Here is a 17,403-nt window from a genome sequence, read left to right on the forward strand (position 1 = left end):
ATCTCATGAGTCTCCCATTCCAGCTTCCGGACAAGAGTGACCCGCAGTACATCAAGCGGGGCGCTATCCACGTGCCCGCGGGCGGGGGCATCACCAAGTGGATGGTCGGCGACGTCTATACGCTCAAGATGACCGCGGAGCAGAGCAACGGTTCGCTCGGATTCATCGAAGGCTCGATTCCGGCGGGCGCCGGGCCGATGGCACATGTCCACACTGACGTCGACGAAGCGTTCTACCTGCTCTCCGGGGAACTGGAGTTCCTCGACGGCGATCACACCTTCATCGGCAAGGCGGGGGATTTCGTCTTCATTCCTCGCGGACACCGGCACCGCTTCAAGAACGTCGGTGTGCACCCCGCCCGGATGCTCTTCCTCTTCACCCCGGGGGGTCCGGAGGGAGCCTTCGTCGAGTACGGGGGCAACCCGCGGCCCGGCGAGCCGCCGGCTCTCTGGGAGCCCGAGCGGTCCGCGCCGCTGGAGGATCTCGTCACACGCTACGGCTCGATCATGCTTCCGGAGGACGACGTGTAGAGGCCCTCGTCGGGGTGTGGACCGCTCGTTCGCCATCCCCCAAATCCGCAGTGGTACTTCAGAAAGAAAGAGAAGCATAAGTGGGCAGCGCGATAATCATCGGCGGTACGTCGGGAATCGGTTGGAAGTTGGCGAGGTATTACGCCGGTAACGGCCGATCGGTGGTTCTCGCCGGCCGGGACGCAGGCCAATGTCGTTTAGATAGCGACTAATCATGGTCTTTGTGTGCGGCCGACGGTGTGGGCAAGAGCGCGACGGTCGGCGGGCCCGCGTACCGGATGCCCTTGTCGGAGGGGCGTCGCTCGCTGTAGCTGCTCCTGGGAGAACGTTTGACGGCTCGCGAGTAGGAGCGGTATCGGCGGCGAGGGTTCAGGTTCCGTCGGTGCACGACCTGGCGAAGGGCCTGGCCAAGGGTGACCCGCGATACGACCGCCTCGAAAGGCGACTCGCTGAAGGTCCCGTCATCAGAGTGCCCACGATCACGCTGGATGGTGAGGTGGATCCCTGCACGCCTCCCGGGGGCGGCGCGAACTATCGCGACATGTTCTCGGGCCCGTACGCGCACCGGACGTTGAAGGGCATCGGTCACAACGTGCCACAGGAGGCGCCCGAAGCCTTCGCGGCGGCTGTCTTCGAAGTCGACGGTTTCTGAAAGAGTCCTTGCCTGCTGCACCCTTTGATCGGCTGCTGACGACAAACCATCGCCAGTTGCCGCTTAAAGGAGGTTCACTGCAGGCTTTTCATCCTGCCTCACGCACTTCGATGACCAAACGGCTCCCACAGTTCATTAGGGACCAGCCGATTTACGAACGTCGCCGCGACCGGGCGCGCTGCGGTGGCGCGCTGACACCGGACAGTGCCTCGACTTTGCTGGTCCCATTCTTCCTAGCGCCCGATGTGAACCGAGCCATATACGGCTCGGATAGTAATGCCCCGTGAGACTGAAATCGTTCAGAATGGCGGCTGCCGCTGCCGTGACTGCAGTTGCTGGAGCAGCCGGGGCAGGAGCCAGGGACTGTCCCTGGTGTGACGCGGCCGGTCGGCGCGCGACTGTAGGCAGTGTCGGCTCCGAGAACGGTAGGTCGGTCACCGGCCCTGTGGCCGCTCCGGAGGCGTAGTGACTCGCCAATCTCGCGCTTGAGCTTGCGCGGGTCCGGATCAAGACGCGAGCCATCACTCGCGACCAAGAAAAGGAGTTCCCGATGGGCACGATCGAAAACGGCGGTCAGGCCACCCCTGACCGCCGTCGGTTCCTAGGCCTTGCCGCCGCTGGCGCCGCCGGTGCCGTCGTCGCCACGCAGCTTGGCCTGCCCGGTCAGGCACAGGCGGCAGCAGGCAAGACGGCACTGACAAGCGCCTCCTTCGGCCCGGTGGAGCAGGCCATCGCCGGTGTCCGCCCCTTCCGCATCGAGGTCCCGCAGAGGGAGATCAGCGAGCTGCGGCGGCGGGTGAAGGCGACGCGCTGGCCGGACAAGGAGACTGTCGGCGACCGGTCCCAAGGCGTCCAGTTGGCGAAGCTGCGCCCGCTCGTCGAGTATTGGGGCACCGGCTACAGCTGGCGCAAGGTCGAGGCGAGGCTCAACGCGCTGCCGCAGTTCATCACCGAGATCGACGGGCTGGACATCCAGTTCGCCCACATCCGCTCGCCGCATGCCGGCGCCCTGCCGCTGCTCATGACGCACGGCTGGCCGGGCTCGATCATCGAGCTCCTGAAGGTCATCGGACCGCTCACCAACCCGACGGCCCACGGTGGGCGCGCCGAGGACGCCTTCCACCTCGTCCTTCCGACGATCCCCGGCTACGGCTTCTCGGGCAAGCCGACGTCGACCGGCTGGAACCCTGGCCGGGTGGCCAGCGCGTTCCACAAGCTCATGCTCCGGCTCGGCTATCTGCGCTACGTCTCCCAGGGAGGCGACTGGGGCGCGATCATTTCGGAGGTGCTCGCGGTCCAGCGCCCCGAGGGGCTCCTCGGCATCCACGTCAACATGCCAGGGACCGTGCCGCCGGACATCCTCCGGCACCTTCGCAACTTCGACCCCGCGCCCGCCACGCTGTCGGGTCGCGAGAAGATCGCCTACGACCGGCTGCTGCACTTCTACCGCGACGGCTTCGGCTACGCGGCGATGATGAACCAGAGCCCGCAGACGATCGGCTACGCCCTCGCGGATTCGCCGGTCGCGATGGCGGCGTACTACTACGACAAGTTCGCGGAGTGGACCGACAGCGGCGGCGAGCCCGAGAAGGTCTTCACCTACGACGAGATACTCGACGCCATCTCGCTCTACTGGCTGACCAACACCGGGACATCGTCGTCCCGGTCGTACTGGGAGGGCGCACAGGCCGGCGGCGGCCCGTTCGACGCTGTCGACATTCCGACGCTCCCGGTCGCGGTCACGGTGTTCCCTGCCGAGATCTACCGCGCGCCGCGAAGCTGGGGCGAGCAGGCCTTCGGCAACCTCATCTACTGGAACGAGGTCGACAAGGGCGGCCATTTCGCCGCATGGGAGCAGCCGCAGTTGTTCTCCCAGGAGGTCCGCGCGGCATTCAGATCATTGCGCTAGGCCAGGCACCTGGGGCGGTCCACCGGGGGACGCCCCGCGGCCCGGCGAGCAGCCGGCTCTCTGGGGGCCCGAGCGGTACGCGCCGATGATGGAACTCATCACACGCTACGGCTCGGTCCTGTTTCCGGAGGACGACGTGTAGAGGCCCCCGTCGGGGTGTGGATGCGCTCGCTCGCTATCCCCAAGTCCGCGGGTGGTACTTCAAAAAGAAAGAGGAGCATAAGTGGGCACCGTGGTAATCATCGGCGGTACGTCGGGAATCGGCTTGGGGTTGGCGAGGTATTACGCCGAGCACGGCCGATCCGTGGTTCTCACCGGCAGGGCCGCAAGTCGGGCCGAGAAGGTTGCATCGGAGCTGGACGGTGTCGTCAGCGGGCGTGGCGAACAGGCCACGAGCGCCCCTAAAGTACGTGGCCTCGCCGTGGATCTGACTCGGCCGCATGACATGGCCGCGGCCTTGACCGGCGTCGGGCAGGTCGATCGCCTCGCACTTGTCGCCATCGAGCGAGACATGAACAGCATCGCTGACTACGACATCGACAAGGCGATCCGGCTGACCACGCTCAAGCTGGTGGGCTACCACGCGGTGGTACACGCACTGCGGTCACGGCTCTCGCCGGACAGTTCGGTGCTCGTGTTCGGGGGACTGGCAAAGGAGCGACCGTACGCGGGGTCCACCACAGTGTCGACGATCAATGCCGGTGTCATCGGCATGACCAGGACCCTCTCCGTCGAGTTGGCACCGATCCGGGTCAACTCGCTGCACACGTGGATGATCGAGGACTCGCCATTCTGGCGGGACAAGCCGGAAAGGCAGGAGGACGCCCGCAGCCACACACTGACCAACCGGTTGGTCACGTCGGCCCAGGTGGTGGACGCATCCGTCTTCCTGCTCGAAAACGGGGCGATGAACGGCCTCGATCTCCGGATCGACGGCGGTCTACGGTAAGGATGAGACCCGCCTCGGCGCCCGCTCCTGGTGAAAGAGCAAATCGCGGTCATCAACACGCCCACAAGGCGATTGGCGACGCGATGGGTTCGGGCAGGGTGGCCACGGCTGGGCTTCGTGATTGCCCTCAACGAGGTGGCGAGAGGTACAGACCGCTTTCGAGCTTGCCGCCGATGAACCCAATGGGGCTGCCGCCACGTGTCAGGACTGTTACCGCCACGTCTGTGTGTAGCAGTGCCTAGCGGTATCAGTGCGCACAAAATTAACTATGGGAAGAAAATGACGACTTCTGATGAGCAGTACGCCGATATTCGCGAGATGTACATGGTGCACACCGTGTTTCGACGTGAGTTCGCTCTGCTGCCGGCCCTGGTTCGCGGTGTCGCCGTCGGTGACCAGGAGCGCTCGCAGATCATTGCCGATCACATCGAACTCCTGAATTCCATGTTGCACCACCATCACCATGGCGAGGACGAACACCTCTGGCCCAGGCTGCTGGAGCGCGGCTCAAAGGAGATCGCTCCGATCGTCCACGTGATGGAAAGCCAGCACAAAGGCATCGAGAAGGCCCATGACGAAATAAATGCGGCGCTGGAAGCCTGGCACAGCAGCGCCGCCTCAGAGGCCCGCGAGACTCTGGCCGATGCCCTCGACCAGATGATTCCCCTGCTTAACAAGCACATGGGTATGGAGGAGGAGCACGTCCTTCCGATCATCGAGAAGACGATCACCGCGGCCGAGTGGGGTCGGATGGTCCAGGAGGGAGGCGCCAGCGCTCCTCCCGAGCGCCTTCCCCTGATGTTCGGCATGACGATGTACGAAGGAGATCCTGACGTCATCGAGATTGCCATCTCCAGCATGCCGCCCGAAGTGCGCCCGATCATCAGGGATCTGGCCTCGCAGGCGTTCGCGTCCCACTCCGAGCGCGTGCACGGAACCGCTACCCCGCGCCGCAGCAACGCCTGATCGCATTTGTCTTCGCCCGAGCGACGGGCCCTTCTCCCGAGGTGGGGCACCAATGCCGTTGATCTAGGGTTTTGGTGGTACCGCTGACCCTGCTGGTTAACTCGCCTCAGGCCGCGAGAGCGAGTTCTGCCAGTTCGAGGCGGGCGAGGTGGCCGGTGCGGGTCCGATCAAGTGGGTGCCCGTTCCACCAGGCGTCCAGGCGAATGAGGTTGAGCGCCACGGCGGAGAAGACGTGTTCGAGGTGGACCTTCGCCAGTCCCCGGTAGCGGGCTCGGCCTTGAAGGGGGCGGGCGCGGATGGTGAGCTGGCGTCCGCCCTTCTTGGCCGAGGTGCACAAGGAGCGAACCGGACACGGCCGGCAGACCTCGCCACTGAACTTGACCACGATCGCCTCGGTATCGCGCTGGGTGCAGGGACTCCACGAGGAACTTGCCCGCCCTTGCGGGCAGATGGCCTGCTCGGCGTCCCAGTCGATGGTGAACGCCGAACGGTCGTACCCGGCCGCGGCGCGGGCTCGCGATGAGTGATCAAGAAGAACCGGGGTGACCAGCACGATCCCGAACCTCTGGCGGGCACTGACGAGGAGTTCCGCGGACGGGTAGCCGGAATCGAGGTAGTGCTCGTTCGGCGGCAGCCCACGTGTCGCAAGCATCTGATGGATCTTCTCAGTCATCTGGATGTCGGGCACGGTCGCGTTCGTGGTGGCTACGTTCGTGATCAGGTTGGGCGGCACGATGTTCTCGCCGTTCGTGTCGGCGGTGGTGTGGCAGGTCTCGCTGATGTGGAGTTTGTAGCCGTTCCAGAACAAGTCGTCGCCCTTGGCCGCCCACCGGGGGTCGATGTCGTAGGGGGAGGTCAGCCGCACTCTGCCCGGCGGCAGTCCCTCTCCGCCGTCTTCGAGGGGCCGCTGCCGCTTGACCACCTCCCGCCCCTTCCGGTCGGTGACTCGCACATAGTTTTGGATCAACATGACCCGCAGCGCCTGCACCGCGGGCAGATTCCGCAGCCAGGCCGGGGAGAACGGCGCGTACACCGCTTCCACCAGCTTGGCGAGCAGCAGGTCCAGGGCCTTCTCCTCCAGGCCGTGGGTGACCACCCGGGACCGGAACTCGCTGAGCACACTCGCGTCGAAACCGGGATCATCCAACGCCAGCCCCAGGGCGTATTTCCAGCTCAAGTCCGCTCGCACGGTCTCGGCGGCCTGCCGGTCGGTAAGACCCTCCACCCGCTGCAACACGGTGATCAACGCCAGCCGGCCCGGTGACCAGCCTGGCTTGCCTCAGCGCCAAACGCTGCGGCGAACTCGGCGTCGGTGAACAGCTCGCCCAACTCATCGCGCACCCGCACCGGCAACGGCGCTTCCCGCTTACCGCGGTACATCGCGGCGATCGCTTGCGCGATCTGCGGATCAGGCTCCGACCACGACCTTGGCTGCATCGACACCGACCACTCCATCCACGACCGGCACGAGGGGAGAAATGGCCGCGCACGGCATGATCTCGGGCCCCACAGTTCAAGTCACGGCCCCGACACCCGCGTGTCGGCAGTTAACCAGCAGGATCTCACGATCCACCAAACTTGACTCGATCAAGGCGACCTTCATCGCCCAAGCCGCCTAGCGCGGCCAAGCCTTCAGTGGCGCGGCTACGTGTCGTGGCCGTTTGAGGCGAGGCGGGCGGGGTCGCCGATGATGACGTCACCGTCGGGGCTTGTCCAGGACAATCCCTCGACGGGGCCGGAGAGTGCGGCCTTGAACCGCCGGCTCACGTCGTCGACCAGGACCTCGGTCTCTCCCTTGTTCAGGGCGATCAGGACAGCTCGGGCGACTTGGCGGGGATCGTTCTTGATCACCCTGATGTTGCTTGTCATCCTGGTGTCGGTGTACCCGAGGTGGACGCCCAGGACTTGGGTGCCCTGCCCGGCCAGTTCGACGCGCAGCGCGTTGGTCACCGACCACAGCGCCGCTTTCGACGCGCCGTACGCCCCCGCGCCCGCGGCCCAGGACAGCGCGGAGTGGATGTTCACCATCGCGCCGCCGCCGTTCGCGGCCAGGACCGGTGCGAAGTGCTGGGCGACACGCAACGGTCCGAAGACGTTGGTGTCGAACACGGCCTGCACGTTCGCGATGCGCTCCTTCACGATCGGTCCCCGGGCCGGCATCCCGGCATTGTTGACCACGATCGAAACGTCTTGCGCATACTGGGCGAGCCCCGCGACTGCCGCCTCGTCCCTGACGTCCAGGACGACCGGCTCGATTCGGGCGTCGTCGGCCGGCGCGGGGTTACGCGCGGTGGCTTACACCTTCGCGGCGCCGAGATCCAGGAACTCGGCCACGAACGCCTCGCCGAGGCCCCGCTGCCCGCCGGTGACCAGCACGGTGGCTCCCTGGATGGAGGTCATCCAGCCACGCTCGGCTGACTTTCCATAATTCGTCTGAACAATCATCATCAACTATTCAATGACCAGCTCGACCGGGATGTTGCCGCGCGTGGCCTTGGAATAGGGGCACGTCGCATGGGCGGCCTCCACGAGCCTCCGGCCGACTTCGCCGTGCAGCTCGACGCGCAAAGTGGCGGCCAGGCTGAAACCGTCGTCGCCCTTGGCCAGGCTCACCTCGGCGGTGACAGAGACGTCGGAGACGTCGACCTTCTGACTACGGGCGACAAGGCCGAGCGCACCGGAGAAGCAGGCGGCCCATCCCGCGGCGAAGAGCTGCTCAGGGTTGGTGCCGATGCCGGAGCCGCCCATCGACTTCGGGGGGTCAGCGTGAGGCCGAGGACGTTGTCGGAGGAGACGGCTCGTCCATCCCTGCCCGAGGCGGTGCGATCCCTGTATATAGCGTGCTCATACGTACTCCCATGGTGTGTCTGACCGATCCCTTGGTCTCCATGCTGCCGTTGATGGCAATCATCAGGAGATGCACAGATCAGCTACCGGTAAGCGCGTTCCGTGATAAACAGGAAGGGTGGAACTGCGGCATCTGTCCGCCTTCATCACCGTCGCGGAGGAGGGCAGCTTCACCCGCGCGGGCGAGCGGCTGCACCTGGTCCAGTCAGCGGTGTCCGCCGCCGTGCGCAACCTGGAGCGTGAGCTGGGTGTCACGCTGTTCGAGCGGACGACGCACGTGGTCGAGCTGACCGACACCGGGCGGCTTCTGCTCGCCGAGGCGCGGCGGACGCTGAGCGCCGCCGAGTCCATGCGCGGTGTCGTCGACCAGTTGCACGGCGGGCTGCGGGGTACGGTGCGGCTGGGCGTCATGCAGTCCCACCGCCCGCCCTGGATCAGTATCCCCAGGCTGCTGGCCGGCTTCCGTGAGGAGTACCCGGACGTGCGCGTGGAACTGCGCTGTGGCGCCAGTGCCGCCCATGCGCGGGACCTGCGCGAGGGTCGTTTGGATCTGGCCTTCGTAGCGCTCCCGGCCGGGGCGGCGCGCAGCCTGACCCTCACCCCGATCGCGAGTCAGATCATGCGGCTGGCCTGTCCCAGCGGGCACCGGCTCGCCGGACGCGACAGCGTCGAACTGCACGAGCTGGCCGAAGAGACGTTCGCCGACTCTCCCGCCGACTGGGGCAGCAGGATTCGCGTCGACCGCGCCTTCGAGGCGGCGGGCGTCGAGCGCACGGTGCACTACGAGGTGGGCGACATGGCGAGCATCGTCGACTTCGTGCACTACGGGCTCGCGGTCGCCATCCTGCCGCCTTCCGTCGTCGATCCGGCCGCCGACGTGCGCCTCGTCACGATCCGCGAGCACGCGCCGAGCTTCGCCACCTCGATCGCCACTCCCGCCGACCGCGAGCTCACCCCGGCAGCCGGGACCCTGCTCGATGCCATCCGGCATACCGCCGCCGCTGAGCGCCGCGATTCGGCTCTCCCCTTGTCCCGTGGAGATCTGACCTAGGCTTGATCTTTACGGGCGTCCGATCATGATGGGACGCCCGTCGCACTCCTCGGCTACGCCGACCGCGTGCGGGCAAGGCGTCCGCGCGAGCGGTCATGGGCGGTCTGAGTGCTAACGCACCCTCGAGTGGGGGAGGTCGGGCAGGTCAGGCGTCGTGGCCGCCGACCGGCCGCAGCAGTGCGCGGCAGGCGGCGTCGAGGAGCCACCGCTCGGCCCTGGCATGGGACCAGCCGTTGTCGTCGACAAGGGTGAAGAAGCCCGCGTAGCCGAAGTAGAACCACAGGATGTCGAGAGCCTCGTCGGCGTCGACGCCGTCCCGCAGCGCGCCGAGTTCCGCGAGGCGCCGGGCGGCGACCGCCGTGCCGTCCCGGTAGCGGTGGGTGGCGATGGCGAGGCCCTCCGCCGCCGTGGGGTCGTGGGGAGCCGTGGCGAGCACGACCCGCATGATGTCGCCGTAGTCCTCCCGCATCTGCCGGGTGAGCCCTGAGACCACCCGCATGATCTCCGCCGCGTCGTCGAGTCCTTCCAGCCGCCGCCGGGTCGTCTCGATCTCGGGTGCGGCGGACCACTGATCGACCAGGATCCGCAGCAACCCCTGCTTGCCGCCGATGACGTAAACGGTCGCCGGGGAGACCCGGGCGGCCGACGCGACGTCGTCGACCTTCGTCGCGAAATATCCCTTCTCGCTGAACAGTCGGCGCGCCTCGTCGATGACGGCGCGCCGTGTCGCCTCCGCGTACTCCGCTCTACGGCTGATGCGGCCGGAGTGACCCGTCTCACCGGTGTCGCGGATGTCCTTGCTCACAGGCCGAGTGTATCGTCACACTTTGTTCGCTGGAGTTCTACTCCAGCAAATGTGAGTAAGACTATTCACATAACCTTCTCTCTTATCGGCAGAGCATCGCTTCCCTGAAAGGATGTGGATCATGAAAGAAGACGTCTCGGCCATGGCGGCGGCCACAGAGCCGGCCGACGGCCTCGACCCGAGGCTAATGGTGACGTCCGGCCCGGCATATGAGGACACGTGCCGGATCTGGAACGGTGCCGTGGCCAGCCGGCCCGCCCTCGTCGTACGTGCCCGGACGCCGGACGACGTGCGGGCTGCCGTGCGCGCAGCCCGCCACCGCGACCTGCCGTTGTCCGTGCGTTCAGGTGGCCACGACTGGGCCGGGCGGAGCCTGCGGCACGACGGACTGGTGATCGATCTGACCGGCATGCGGCAGGTCACCGTGGACGTGGGGAACCGCGTGGCCACGGTCGTCGGCGGCGCCACCGCCGCCGACGTCATCGCCGCGGCTGCGCCGCACGGATTGGCCGCCGTCACCGGTACGGTCGGCAGCGTCGGGATGGCGGGCCTGACCCTCGGCGGCGGGTACGGCCTGCTGAACGGCCGCTTCGGCCTCGCGGTCGACAACCTGCTCGGTGCCGACCTGGTCCTCGCCGACGGCCGGCTGATCACCGTCGACGAAGAGCACGAGCCCGAGCTCTTCTGGGCTGTTCGCGGTGGGGGCGGCAACTTCGGCGTCGTGACGTCCATGCGCATCCGGCTCCATGCGGTCGACCGCATGCTCGCCGGTATGATCGCTTACCCGCTGGCGCAGGCCACGAAGGTACTCGACCAGCTGAGCGAGATCCTCGTCGCCGCACCGGACGAACTCACCGTGCAGAGCGTCATCGTCAACGGTCCCGACGGCGCGCCCGCGCTCTTCCTTATGCCTGCGTGGTGCGGCGACCTGACGGCCGGCGAGGCGCACATCGACGAGCTGCGGCGGCTCGGAACACCTGTGCTCGTCCAGGTCGGGCCGATGGCCTACGAGGACCTGCTGCACCTGAACGACGCCCAAGGCGAGGTGACAGGCAACCACGTCACGGCCCGTACGCGATGGCTGCCCGGCTTCACACCGAATGGCATCACTGCGCTCGTCGAGGCGGGCGACACCCTCACTTCACCGTTCTCGGGCGTGGTGGTCCACCACTTCCACGGCGCCGCGTCTCGGGTGCCGGTCGAGAGCACCGCGTTCGGCCTCCGGCAGGACCACCTCATGGCCGAGGTCGTCGGGTGGTGGGCGCCCGGCGACGGCACGCCGCACGAGGCGTGGGCGGACTCGGTCGCGGGCGCTCTGGCGGCCGATGCGTTGCCGGGAGGCTACCCCAACATGCTCGGACCCGATGACCACGCGCAGATCGCCGACGCGTACGGTCCCAATGCCGCACGGCTCCTCGCGGCCAAGGCCCGTTTCGACTCCGACGGGGTCTTCTCCGCCACGTCCCTGCCGCGCGCCGCAACCGCGGGCTGAGCCCGTCCCACCCTGCTCTGCCGGCGGGATGTTCGAGGAGGACCGCGAGGCCTGGGACTCCATCTCGATCGTGGTGCACGGCACGAACGCGACCTGGACGTTCGAGGGCCGGCAGATCCAGACGACGCAGTCGCTGCAGCGGACGAATGACGGCATCCTCGGCCTCATCATGGAGCAGGCCACCGCGTCGTTCCGCCACATCACCGTCACGCAGCTGCCGCGTCCGGTCATCCCACTGGTGCAACTACCGCGGCCGACGACGTCTACGTCGACCCGATCGCCTGCCTGGCCGAGCCGCTGTCGGCGTTCGTGACCGGCAGGATCGCGCTGCTCGGCGACGCCGCGCACGCCATGACGCCCGACCTCGGGCAGGGCGCCGGCCAGGCCTTCGAGGACGCCGCCGCGCCCGCCACCTGTCGGGGGCCGGGCCAGCCGAGGTGGCCGAGCGGCTGCTGCGTTACGACGCGCAGCGCCGCCCGCTAACCGGCTGATGCGGGCCGCGGGGTGGCAGTCGCGGCTGACCTCGCAGACCGGGGCCGCCGCCTGGGCGCGTGACATCCTGCTGCGCGCGATCCAGGCCCGCCTGGCCACCCGGCAGCTCGCCGCCATCTGGCGCGCTTAAGGGCGGAGACGAGGGGTCAACCACGGTCACTGATGACCGGCCTCAGGCCCAGGTCAACGCCTCTACGAGGCAAGATCCCTGCAATTCCCAAGCTGGCAGCGCGGGTTCGATTCCCGTCACCCGCTCCCCTCTCCAGGGGAGATAAGCCGCGCCAGCGGATCATTGGCACTACATGCTCAGCCTCTGGCATGCGTACTGCTGATCAGGATCTCCGAACTCCATGCCGTTCTCATCGAGAGCGTTGTAAATCGTCACACGGCCGTGCGGGAAGAGGAATCCGACAGCCACCGTCCCTTGCGCCAGGTCCTCACCCATCCACGACAAAAGCTCCACGGCCTGCAACCTCTGCCCCTGCAAGCTCGCCAGTTGGTCAGGAACGCCCTCTCGCCATGCCAGCCGGAGTCCTGTCCCCGCCCAGTCCAGCGGCTGTTCCGGATCGACGGCCGGGGATGATCGTGCCTGGTTCTGCCTCGCGGGATATACGCGGGATGGTCTTGCCTGGTGGCGGGCAAGCGAGAGCCGTACCCGGAGGTCAGGGGCCTAACGTAGCCGCGGACGTCGACCCGCTGTAAAACCGCCGGCTACATCGTCACGCACCCGAACCCTTCCCCAGGATTGTCGTACGCCGTCGCTACAGTCCGGTCGTGGATGACGATCGTAAGAACGGCCTCATCTGGTGGTCCACACACCGCGCCACCGTTGGACTAATCGTGCGTGACGGCGTCGTGGTCGAGTCTGCCCCGTACGCCCGGCGGTGGGCGCAGGGACGCGACGCCCGCGAGATCTACCGTAAAGGGAAGCAACAGAAAGGCGTAACTCTCGCCTGGGTGCCTGCGACGGAGACTGAGCAAGCATGAGGGCTGAGGTCCGCTCTTGCTAACGGAGGTGCTAACAACGGTCCTGGACGATCACGGACGTTGCACCAACAGTGAGGTCGCCTTGAGCAGGCATCGTCGCTCCACCTGGACGACCCTGGACGATCGTGTTCTCACTCGTAATGAAGGGGTCTGGGGTTCGAATCCCCAAGGCGGCTCCAGGTCAAAGGCCCTTCGCGATGATCGCGAGGGGCCTTTCGCGTGGGCGTACAGCAACCGCCTCTGGTGCTGTGACCAGAAACGTTCACCGTGGGTGGCCATGCCATCCGCCACGGCACGAGCACCCGTTTCTCGGCATCCTTTTCCGCGGCCCGCACAGCACTGGCATCGGATCTCGTGATCTTCAACGGCACCCACGGCGCAGGTAGTACAGCACCTGTCGGCGCGGCCGGCCAAGGTCGAAGAGCAGTTGGCTGCGTCCACGACACGCCGCGCGTAGGAGGCGGTGACCTTCCGCGCCGGCGACGCGGGCGCCCCCGTCCGGGCGTTAAACGCGGACTCAGCGCCGGATGCCGCGGACTGCGCTGCGGGTGCCGGGTCGCAGGACGCCTGGCTCAGATCAGGCCCAGGGCCAGCATCGCATCGGCCACCCGGCGGAAACCGTCGATGTTGGCGCCGGCCACGTAGTTGCCCGGCATGCCGTACTCCTCAGCTGTCTGCAGGCAGCGAGCGTGGATGTCCTGCATGATCTCTTGGAGCCGCCGTTCGGAGAACTCGAACGTCCACGAATCACGGCTGGCGTTCTGCTGCATCTCCAGCGCGCTGGTCGCCACACCGCCCGCGTTGGCCGCCTTGCCCGGCCCGAACGCGACGTCCGCCTCCAGGAACGCCCTGATGCCTTCAGGCGTGGTCGGCATGTTGGCCCCCTCGCCCACCGCGATACAACCGTTGTCGACCAGGAAGGCGGCGTCGCGGCCGGTGATCTCGTTCTGGGTGGCGGACGGCATCGCCACCTCGCAGGGCACCTCCCATACGCTACGGCCCGGCACGAAAATGGCGTGCTCGCCGCGACGTGCCGCGTACACGTCCAGCCGGCCCCGCTCGATCTGCTTGACCTGCTTGAGCAGGTCCAGGTCGATGCCCTTCTCGTCGACCACGTGGCCGGAGGAGTCGGAGCAGGCCACGACCACGCCGCCGAGCTGCTCGACCTTCTCGATGGCGTAGATGGCCACGTTGCCGGAGCCGGACACCACGACCCGCTTGCCGTCGAACGACGTGCCCCGCGCCTTCAGCATCTCCTCGACGAAGAACGCGCACCCGTACCCGGTGGCTTCCGTGCGGACCTGGGCGCCGCCGTACACCAGCCCCTTGCCGGTGATCACGCCGGATTCGTAGCGGTTCGTAATGCGCTTGTACTGGCCGAACAGGTAGCCGATCTCCCGCCCGCCGACGCCGATGTCGCCGGCCGGCACGTCGGTGTACTCGCCGATGTGCCGATAGAGCTCGGTCATGAAGCTCTGGCAGAAGCTCATCACCTCACGGTCGGAGCGGCCCTTCGGGTCGAAGTCCGATCCGCCCTTGCCGCCGCCGATGGGCAGGCCCGTCAGACCGTTCTTGAAGATCTGCTCGAAGCCCAGGAACTTCACGATGCCCAGGTAGACCGACGGGTGGAAGCGCAACCCGCCCTTGTACGGCCCCAGCGCGCTGTTGAACTCCACCCGGAACCCGCGGTTGATCTGCACCTCGCCCCGGTCGTCGATCCACGGCACCCGGAAGATGATCTGCCGCTCGGGTTCGCAGATACGTTCTATGATCTTGGAATCGGCGTACTCAGGGTGCTTGCCGAGAACCGGGCCGATGCTCTCGAGCACCTCGCGAACGGCCTGGTGGAACTCGATCTCCCCTGGGTTGCGGCTCAGGACGTTGTCGTAGATCAACGACAGCTTCTCGTGCAACACGTGCGCTCCAAGTTCACCGACGTAGGCCTTCTCACTTTATGCGGCGGAGCATGGTGAACTGGAGGTGACCTCCCGTTTCGCCACGGCGGCCCCGTGCCGGCCGGGGATCGCCTCCGTGCTCGTTCCTCGACACTGGAGGAGCGGGGCATGTACGAATCTGCCCGGCGTGTTTCTGGGAGGCACGGCGACCACGACGCCGAAGAGATCCGCGGCGCTCCCAGCCGCGAGAGCCGTACCCAGGCGCGGGCAACTTCGCCGGCCGTCCGGATGACGTCGCCGTTCCAGCGCAGTCTCCGGATCGCCGCGCCCTGGACCGCGAGCGATCCGCCCGTAACCTCGGCAGCGGCTGCCAGGTTCCGGGCTTGATCCGGTTTCATCCCGACGCGACCCATCACGTCCCGACTGGAAGCGGGGACGGCAGTACGCATCTCTTCATGTAGCAGCGATATATGTCCGAATACGTCCGACCTTGGACACGGACGACGAGGGAAATTCGGGGCGGCGTCGAACCAATGGACGTCTGGGGGCATCCAATAAGATCACAGCGCCAGAAGGGACTCATGTGATCATCTGGTCGAACGGCACCTTCGGGGCAGGCAACCATGTGGATGGGCCCTTCGCCGGGCGACCGGGGCCGCGCGGGACGCAGGGGGCCCTCGCAGCCGTGAGCGTGTCCCAGGCATGGTGATCCGCAAACGCGCCCCACGCTCCACGCAGCTAATCGACGTGTCCCGCCTTCCCGACGACGTCGTGGCACTCATCGACGCCCTCGAGCCTGGTGAGAACGTGGTCCTCACGCGTGACGGCGCGTCGATCGCGACGATCTCCAGCACCGTTGACGTGGTCCAAGGCGCCGTCGTCGATCGCGACGCGCCGGATGAGGCCCGCGAACAAGCACCGATCGACTACGAGAGCGTGACCGTCGTGGCCACCGCGATGGAGCTGTCGACTGCGGCTCGGGTGGCGCTGTCCACCCAGCTCGGGGCGGACTACGTGGTGCTCGACATGCATGCGGCTCCCGCAACGACCGATGTGTTGCTGGCGCCTCCGGGCAGCCCGCAGCTGATCACAGCGCTCCGATCGATGTTCCCGAATGCTCGCGTCATCGTCACCGAGATCGAGGACCACGAACTCGGAGTCCAGTACCACGGCCCGGTCCGGCGACTGCTCGACGCCGGCGCTGACGCGTATCTACCTCCGGCCACCCTCCCACTGCTGGCCAGGCAGCTGGACTACACACTGCATCAAGGGCGCGAGCTCGCCGGCGGGGCGGCGACACCACTGCAGATCGCACCGGCCGTGGAGCCGGCGGATCCAGACGACGAATGACCCCGCGACTCTCCGCTGGACCGTCGAGTTCGGTGCTGAAGCTGACCGGGTTCGCCGTTTCCGGCTTGATGCTCACCGTGCAGCCAAGCCGGCGTCCCAGCGCGGTACGGCGGTACGGCGGTGTGTCCCGGAATCGCGGGTCGATCCAAGCCGCGCGGATCCGGTCAGAGCGCCGGATCATAGGCCTCAGATCTCATCATTCATGGTGCCCATCCGGCGCGTGGATCGGGGACCGCAGCCTCACGAGCACCCGCCGGTCGCGCGCGGAACGTCATGATCTACGAAGCCGACGGGCGGCCGGACATGTACGCCGCGTCAGGGCGTCAAGGGCACTCGCCGGGCGCGGACAGTGCGATGGCTGATTCTCCAGCCGTCGTCGCTACGCACCACCGTGTCCTGGTACGTCACACTGCCCGTGGTGCCGTCACTCTTGACGCCGAGGCCCTTGGATCGCGCGTGCACCCGGCCGTCGGCCATCTCGGTGATCACGACGTTGGTGACGTGATGAGCGACCGGGTTCGCCTCACCCAGGGCGCGCGCGGCCTCCCGCACCGCCGTCAGCCCGGCCAGCACCTGGCCGCCGAGATCGGTGACGTCATAGATCACATCGGGGACGAACAGCTCGTCCAAGGCGCCGAGATCCCCGCTGTCCGTCAGGTGTCCGTGGCGATTGATCAGATCGGTGATGGCCAGCCGGTCCTCCACGGTCAGGGCCATGGCGTCCTCCACTTCCCCGTGAGGGCTTCCCCACTTCAGGCTGTTACCGTAAACGGGGAGCTCCCCGGATATCAACCGAACGAAAGGCGGATGGCGTGACCGCCGGTCGTGCACGCAGAGCGGACGCCTCGCGCAACGCGACGCTGCTGCTCACCGCCGCACGCGACCTCATCGCCGAGTCAGGTTCCGAGGTGGCGCTGGACGAGGTGGCCCGGCGCGCAGGAGTCGGCAACGCGACCCTCTATCGGCACTTCCCGACCCGGGCCGACCTACTCGTCGCCGTGTACGCCGACGAGGTGGCGGCTCTGTGCCGGCAAGTCGCCGACCCGCCCGCAGACCCGGCGCAGGCGCTCTTCTCCTGGCTGGAGTCTTTCGTCGCCCACGTTTCGACGAAACGGCCACTCGCTCTCGCGGCCACGGAGGGCCCCGCCGGCCGCCGTACGGAGTTGTTCGACCAGTGGCACAAGTCGATCCACTCCGCCGCGACAACCCTGCTCGCACGGGCACAGGAGGCCGGCGCCGTACATCCGGAACTCACCGGGACCGACCTCCTGGCCCTCGCCGGCGGTGTGGCCCTCACGGCGACCGACACGGCCCACGCCCGGCGCCTGCTCGCACTCCTCCGCCACGGCGCCGAGACAAGCCGAAGCGGCGGCAGCCGGCCCACCAGCTGGTGAAGCTCCTCGGCGCAGGAGAAGCGCGAGGCGACATCCGGTGCCCCGGCACAACGCTCAAGAACCAGAGGTGAAGAAACACAGCAG

The 17,403-nt window shown here is 67.1% G+C and carries 18 protein-coding genes and 1 pseudogene; 12 read left to right on the forward strand and 7 right to left on the reverse strand.

All coding sequences use genetic code 11. The features are described from left to right. Positions 1–101: 101 nt before the first annotated feature. The 5 genes from ACIBP6_RS32010 (at position 102) to ACIBP6_RS32030 (ending at position 5,006) form a co-directional block, all read left to right on the forward strand. The gene (locus tag ACIBP6_RS32010; protein ID WP_397057563.1) at positions 102–530 is read left to right on the forward strand and encodes a cupin domain-containing protein; all 429 of its coding nucleotides are present in this window, start codon (positions 102–104) and stop codon (positions 528–530) included. Positions 531–912: 382 nt separating this feature from the next. Beyond that, positions 913–1,182, forward strand: a complete 270-nt coding sequence (locus ACIBP6_RS32015) for an alpha/beta fold hydrolase (protein WP_397057564.1) — start codon at positions 913–915, stop codon at positions 1,180–1,182. A 550-nt stretch (positions 1,183–1,732) separates the two neighbouring features. Then, complete coding sequence (locus ACIBP6_RS32020) at positions 1,733–3,091, forward strand: epoxide hydrolase family protein (protein ID WP_397057565.1); 1,359 nt, start codon at positions 1,733–1,735, stop codon at positions 3,089–3,091. A gap of 223 nt (positions 3,092–3,314) precedes the next feature. Further along, the gene (locus ACIBP6_RS32025) at positions 3,315–4,040 is read left to right on the forward strand and encodes an SDR family oxidoreductase (protein WP_397057566.1); all 726 of its coding nucleotides are present in this window, start codon (positions 3,315–3,317) and stop codon (positions 4,038–4,040) included. Positions 4,041–4,319: 279 nt separating this feature from the next. Continuing rightward, positions 4,320–5,006, forward strand: a complete 687-nt coding sequence (locus tag ACIBP6_RS32030; protein ID WP_397057567.1) for a hemerythrin domain-containing protein — start codon at positions 4,320–4,322, stop codon at positions 5,004–5,006. 106 nt (positions 5,007–5,112) lie between these two features. Here the strand turns inward: ACIBP6_RS32030 and ACIBP6_RS32035 are convergent, their stop codons facing one another. From ACIBP6_RS32035 to ACIBP6_RS32050, 4 genes and pseudogenes are all read right to left on the reverse strand, one after another. Next, the gene (locus ACIBP6_RS32035; RefSeq protein ID WP_397057568.1) at positions 5,113–6,243 is read right to left on the reverse strand and encodes a transposase; all 1,131 of its coding nucleotides are present in this window, start codon (positions 6,241–6,243) and stop codon (positions 5,113–5,115) included. A gap of 5 nt (positions 6,244–6,248) precedes the next feature. Then, complete coding sequence (locus tag ACIBP6_RS32040; protein ID WP_397057569.1) at positions 6,249–6,449, reverse strand: hypothetical protein; 201 nt, start codon at positions 6,447–6,449, stop codon at positions 6,249–6,251. 201 nt (positions 6,450–6,650) lie between these two features. Continuing rightward, positions 6,651–7,289 (reverse strand): annotated as a pseudogene (locus ACIBP6_RS32045) (SDR family NAD(P)-dependent oxidoreductase); the annotation flags it as partial. 168 nt (positions 7,290–7,457) lie between these two features. Then, entirely contained in the window at positions 7,458–7,754 is a 297-nt protein-coding gene (locus tag ACIBP6_RS32050; protein ID WP_397057570.1) for an Ohr family peroxiredoxin, read from the reverse strand. A gap of 217 nt (positions 7,755–7,971) precedes the next feature. Between ACIBP6_RS32050 and ACIBP6_RS32055 the strand changes: the two genes are divergently transcribed. Then, on the forward strand, positions 7,972–8,904 hold the full coding sequence (locus tag ACIBP6_RS32055) for a LysR family transcriptional regulator (protein WP_397057571.1): 933 nt from the start codon (positions 7,972–7,974) through the stop codon (positions 8,902–8,904). A gap of 145 nt (positions 8,905–9,049) precedes the next feature. On the opposite strand, the gene ACIBP6_RS32060 is transcribed toward ACIBP6_RS32055, so the two are convergent. Continuing rightward, the gene (locus ACIBP6_RS32060; RefSeq protein WP_397057572.1) at positions 9,050–9,709 is read right to left on the reverse strand and encodes a TetR/AcrR family transcriptional regulator; all 660 of its coding nucleotides are present in this window, start codon (positions 9,707–9,709) and stop codon (positions 9,050–9,052) included. Between the two features lie 121 nt (positions 9,710–9,830). Between ACIBP6_RS32060 and ACIBP6_RS32065 the strand changes: the two genes are divergently transcribed. The 4 genes from ACIBP6_RS32065 to ACIBP6_RS32080 are packed head-to-tail and all read left to right on the forward strand — an operon-like array spanning position 9,831 to position 11,823. Beyond that, a complete protein-coding gene (locus ACIBP6_RS32065; RefSeq protein WP_397057573.1) occupies positions 9,831–11,201 on the forward strand; it encodes an FAD-binding oxidoreductase in 1,371 nt (456 codons plus the stop codon). A 28-nt stretch (positions 11,202–11,229) separates the two neighbouring features. Further along, positions 11,230–11,514, forward strand: a complete 285-nt coding sequence (locus ACIBP6_RS32070) for a hypothetical protein (RefSeq protein ID WP_397057574.1) — start codon at positions 11,230–11,232, stop codon at positions 11,512–11,514. Beyond that, entirely contained in the window at positions 11,511–11,684 is a 174-nt protein-coding gene (locus tag ACIBP6_RS32075; protein WP_397057575.1) for an FAD-dependent monooxygenase, read from the forward strand. The genes ACIBP6_RS32070 and ACIBP6_RS32075 overlap by 4 nt, the downstream gene beginning before the upstream one ends. A gap of 7 nt (positions 11,685–11,691) precedes the next feature. Next, positions 11,692–11,823, forward strand: a complete 132-nt coding sequence (locus ACIBP6_RS32080; protein ID WP_397057576.1) for a hypothetical protein — start codon at positions 11,692–11,694, stop codon at positions 11,821–11,823. A gap of 1,429 nt (positions 11,824–13,252) precedes the next feature. Here ACIBP6_RS32080 and gdhA read toward each other — a convergent pair. Beyond that, on the reverse strand, positions 13,253–14,596 hold the full coding sequence (gdhA, locus tag ACIBP6_RS32085; RefSeq protein WP_397057577.1) for an NADP-specific glutamate dehydrogenase: 1,344 nt from the start codon (positions 14,594–14,596) through the stop codon (positions 13,253–13,255). A 681-nt stretch (positions 14,597–15,277) separates the two neighbouring features. On the opposite strand from gdhA, the gene ACIBP6_RS32090 reads away from it, so the two are divergent. Next, positions 15,278–15,925 carry a hypothetical protein gene (locus ACIBP6_RS32090; protein WP_397057578.1) on the forward strand — a complete coding sequence of 216 codons (648 nt, stop codon included), beginning with the start codon at positions 15,278–15,280 and terminating at the stop codon, positions 15,923–15,925. A gap of 315 nt (positions 15,926–16,240) precedes the next feature. On the opposite strand, the gene ACIBP6_RS32095 is transcribed toward ACIBP6_RS32090, so the two are convergent. Then, positions 16,241–16,642 carry a nuclear transport factor 2 family protein gene (locus ACIBP6_RS32095; protein WP_397057579.1) on the reverse strand — a complete coding sequence of 134 codons (402 nt, stop codon included), beginning with the start codon at positions 16,640–16,642 and terminating at the stop codon, positions 16,241–16,243. A 95-nt stretch (positions 16,643–16,737) separates the two neighbouring features. On the opposite strand from ACIBP6_RS32095, the gene ACIBP6_RS32100 reads away from it, so the two are divergent. Next, entirely contained in the window at positions 16,738–17,319 is a 582-nt protein-coding gene (locus tag ACIBP6_RS32100) for a TetR/AcrR family transcriptional regulator (protein WP_397057580.1), read from the forward strand. Positions 17,320–17,403: the final 84 nt, after the last annotated feature.

This window comes from Nonomuraea terrae, assembly GCF_044465245.1.
Taxonomy (GTDB): Bacteria; Actinomycetota; Actinomycetes; order Streptosporangiales; family Streptosporangiaceae; genus Nonomuraea; species Nonomuraea terrae.

Excerpts from the sequence above, each read along its gene's own strand:
- ACIBP6_RS32010 (WP_397057563.1), top strand. The coding sequence starts at position 102 with ATGGTCGGCGACGTCTATACGCTCAAGATGACCGCGGAGCAGAGCAAC.
- ACIBP6_RS32020 (WP_397057565.1), top strand. The coding sequence starts at position 1,733 with ATGGGCACGATCGAAAACGGCGGTCAGGCCACCCCTGACCGCCGTCGG.
- ACIBP6_RS32030 (WP_397057567.1), top strand. The coding sequence starts at position 4,320 with ATGACGACTTCTGATGAGCAGTACGCCGATATTCGCGAGATGTACATG.
- ACIBP6_RS32050 (WP_397057570.1), bottom strand. The coding sequence starts at position 7,754 with ATGGGCGGCTCCGGCATCGGCACCAACCCTGAGCAGCTCTTCGCCGCG.
- ACIBP6_RS32065 (WP_397057573.1), top strand. The coding sequence starts at position 9,831 with ATGAAAGAAGACGTCTCGGCCATGGCGGCGGCCACAGAGCCGGCCGAC.
- ACIBP6_RS32070 (WP_397057574.1), top strand. The coding sequence starts at position 11,230 with ATGTTCGAGGAGGACCGCGAGGCCTGGGACTCCATCTCGATCGTGGTG.
- ACIBP6_RS32080 (WP_397057576.1), top strand. The coding sequence starts at position 11,692 with ATGCGGGCCGCGGGGTGGCAGTCGCGGCTGACCTCGCAGACCGGGGCC.
- ACIBP6_RS32090 (WP_397057578.1), top strand. The coding sequence starts at position 15,278 with ATGGTGATCCGCAAACGCGCCCCACGCTCCACGCAGCTAATCGACGTG.
- ACIBP6_RS32095 (WP_397057579.1), bottom strand. The coding sequence starts at position 16,642 with ATGGCCCTGACCGTGGAGGACCGGCTGGCCATCACCGATCTGATCAAT.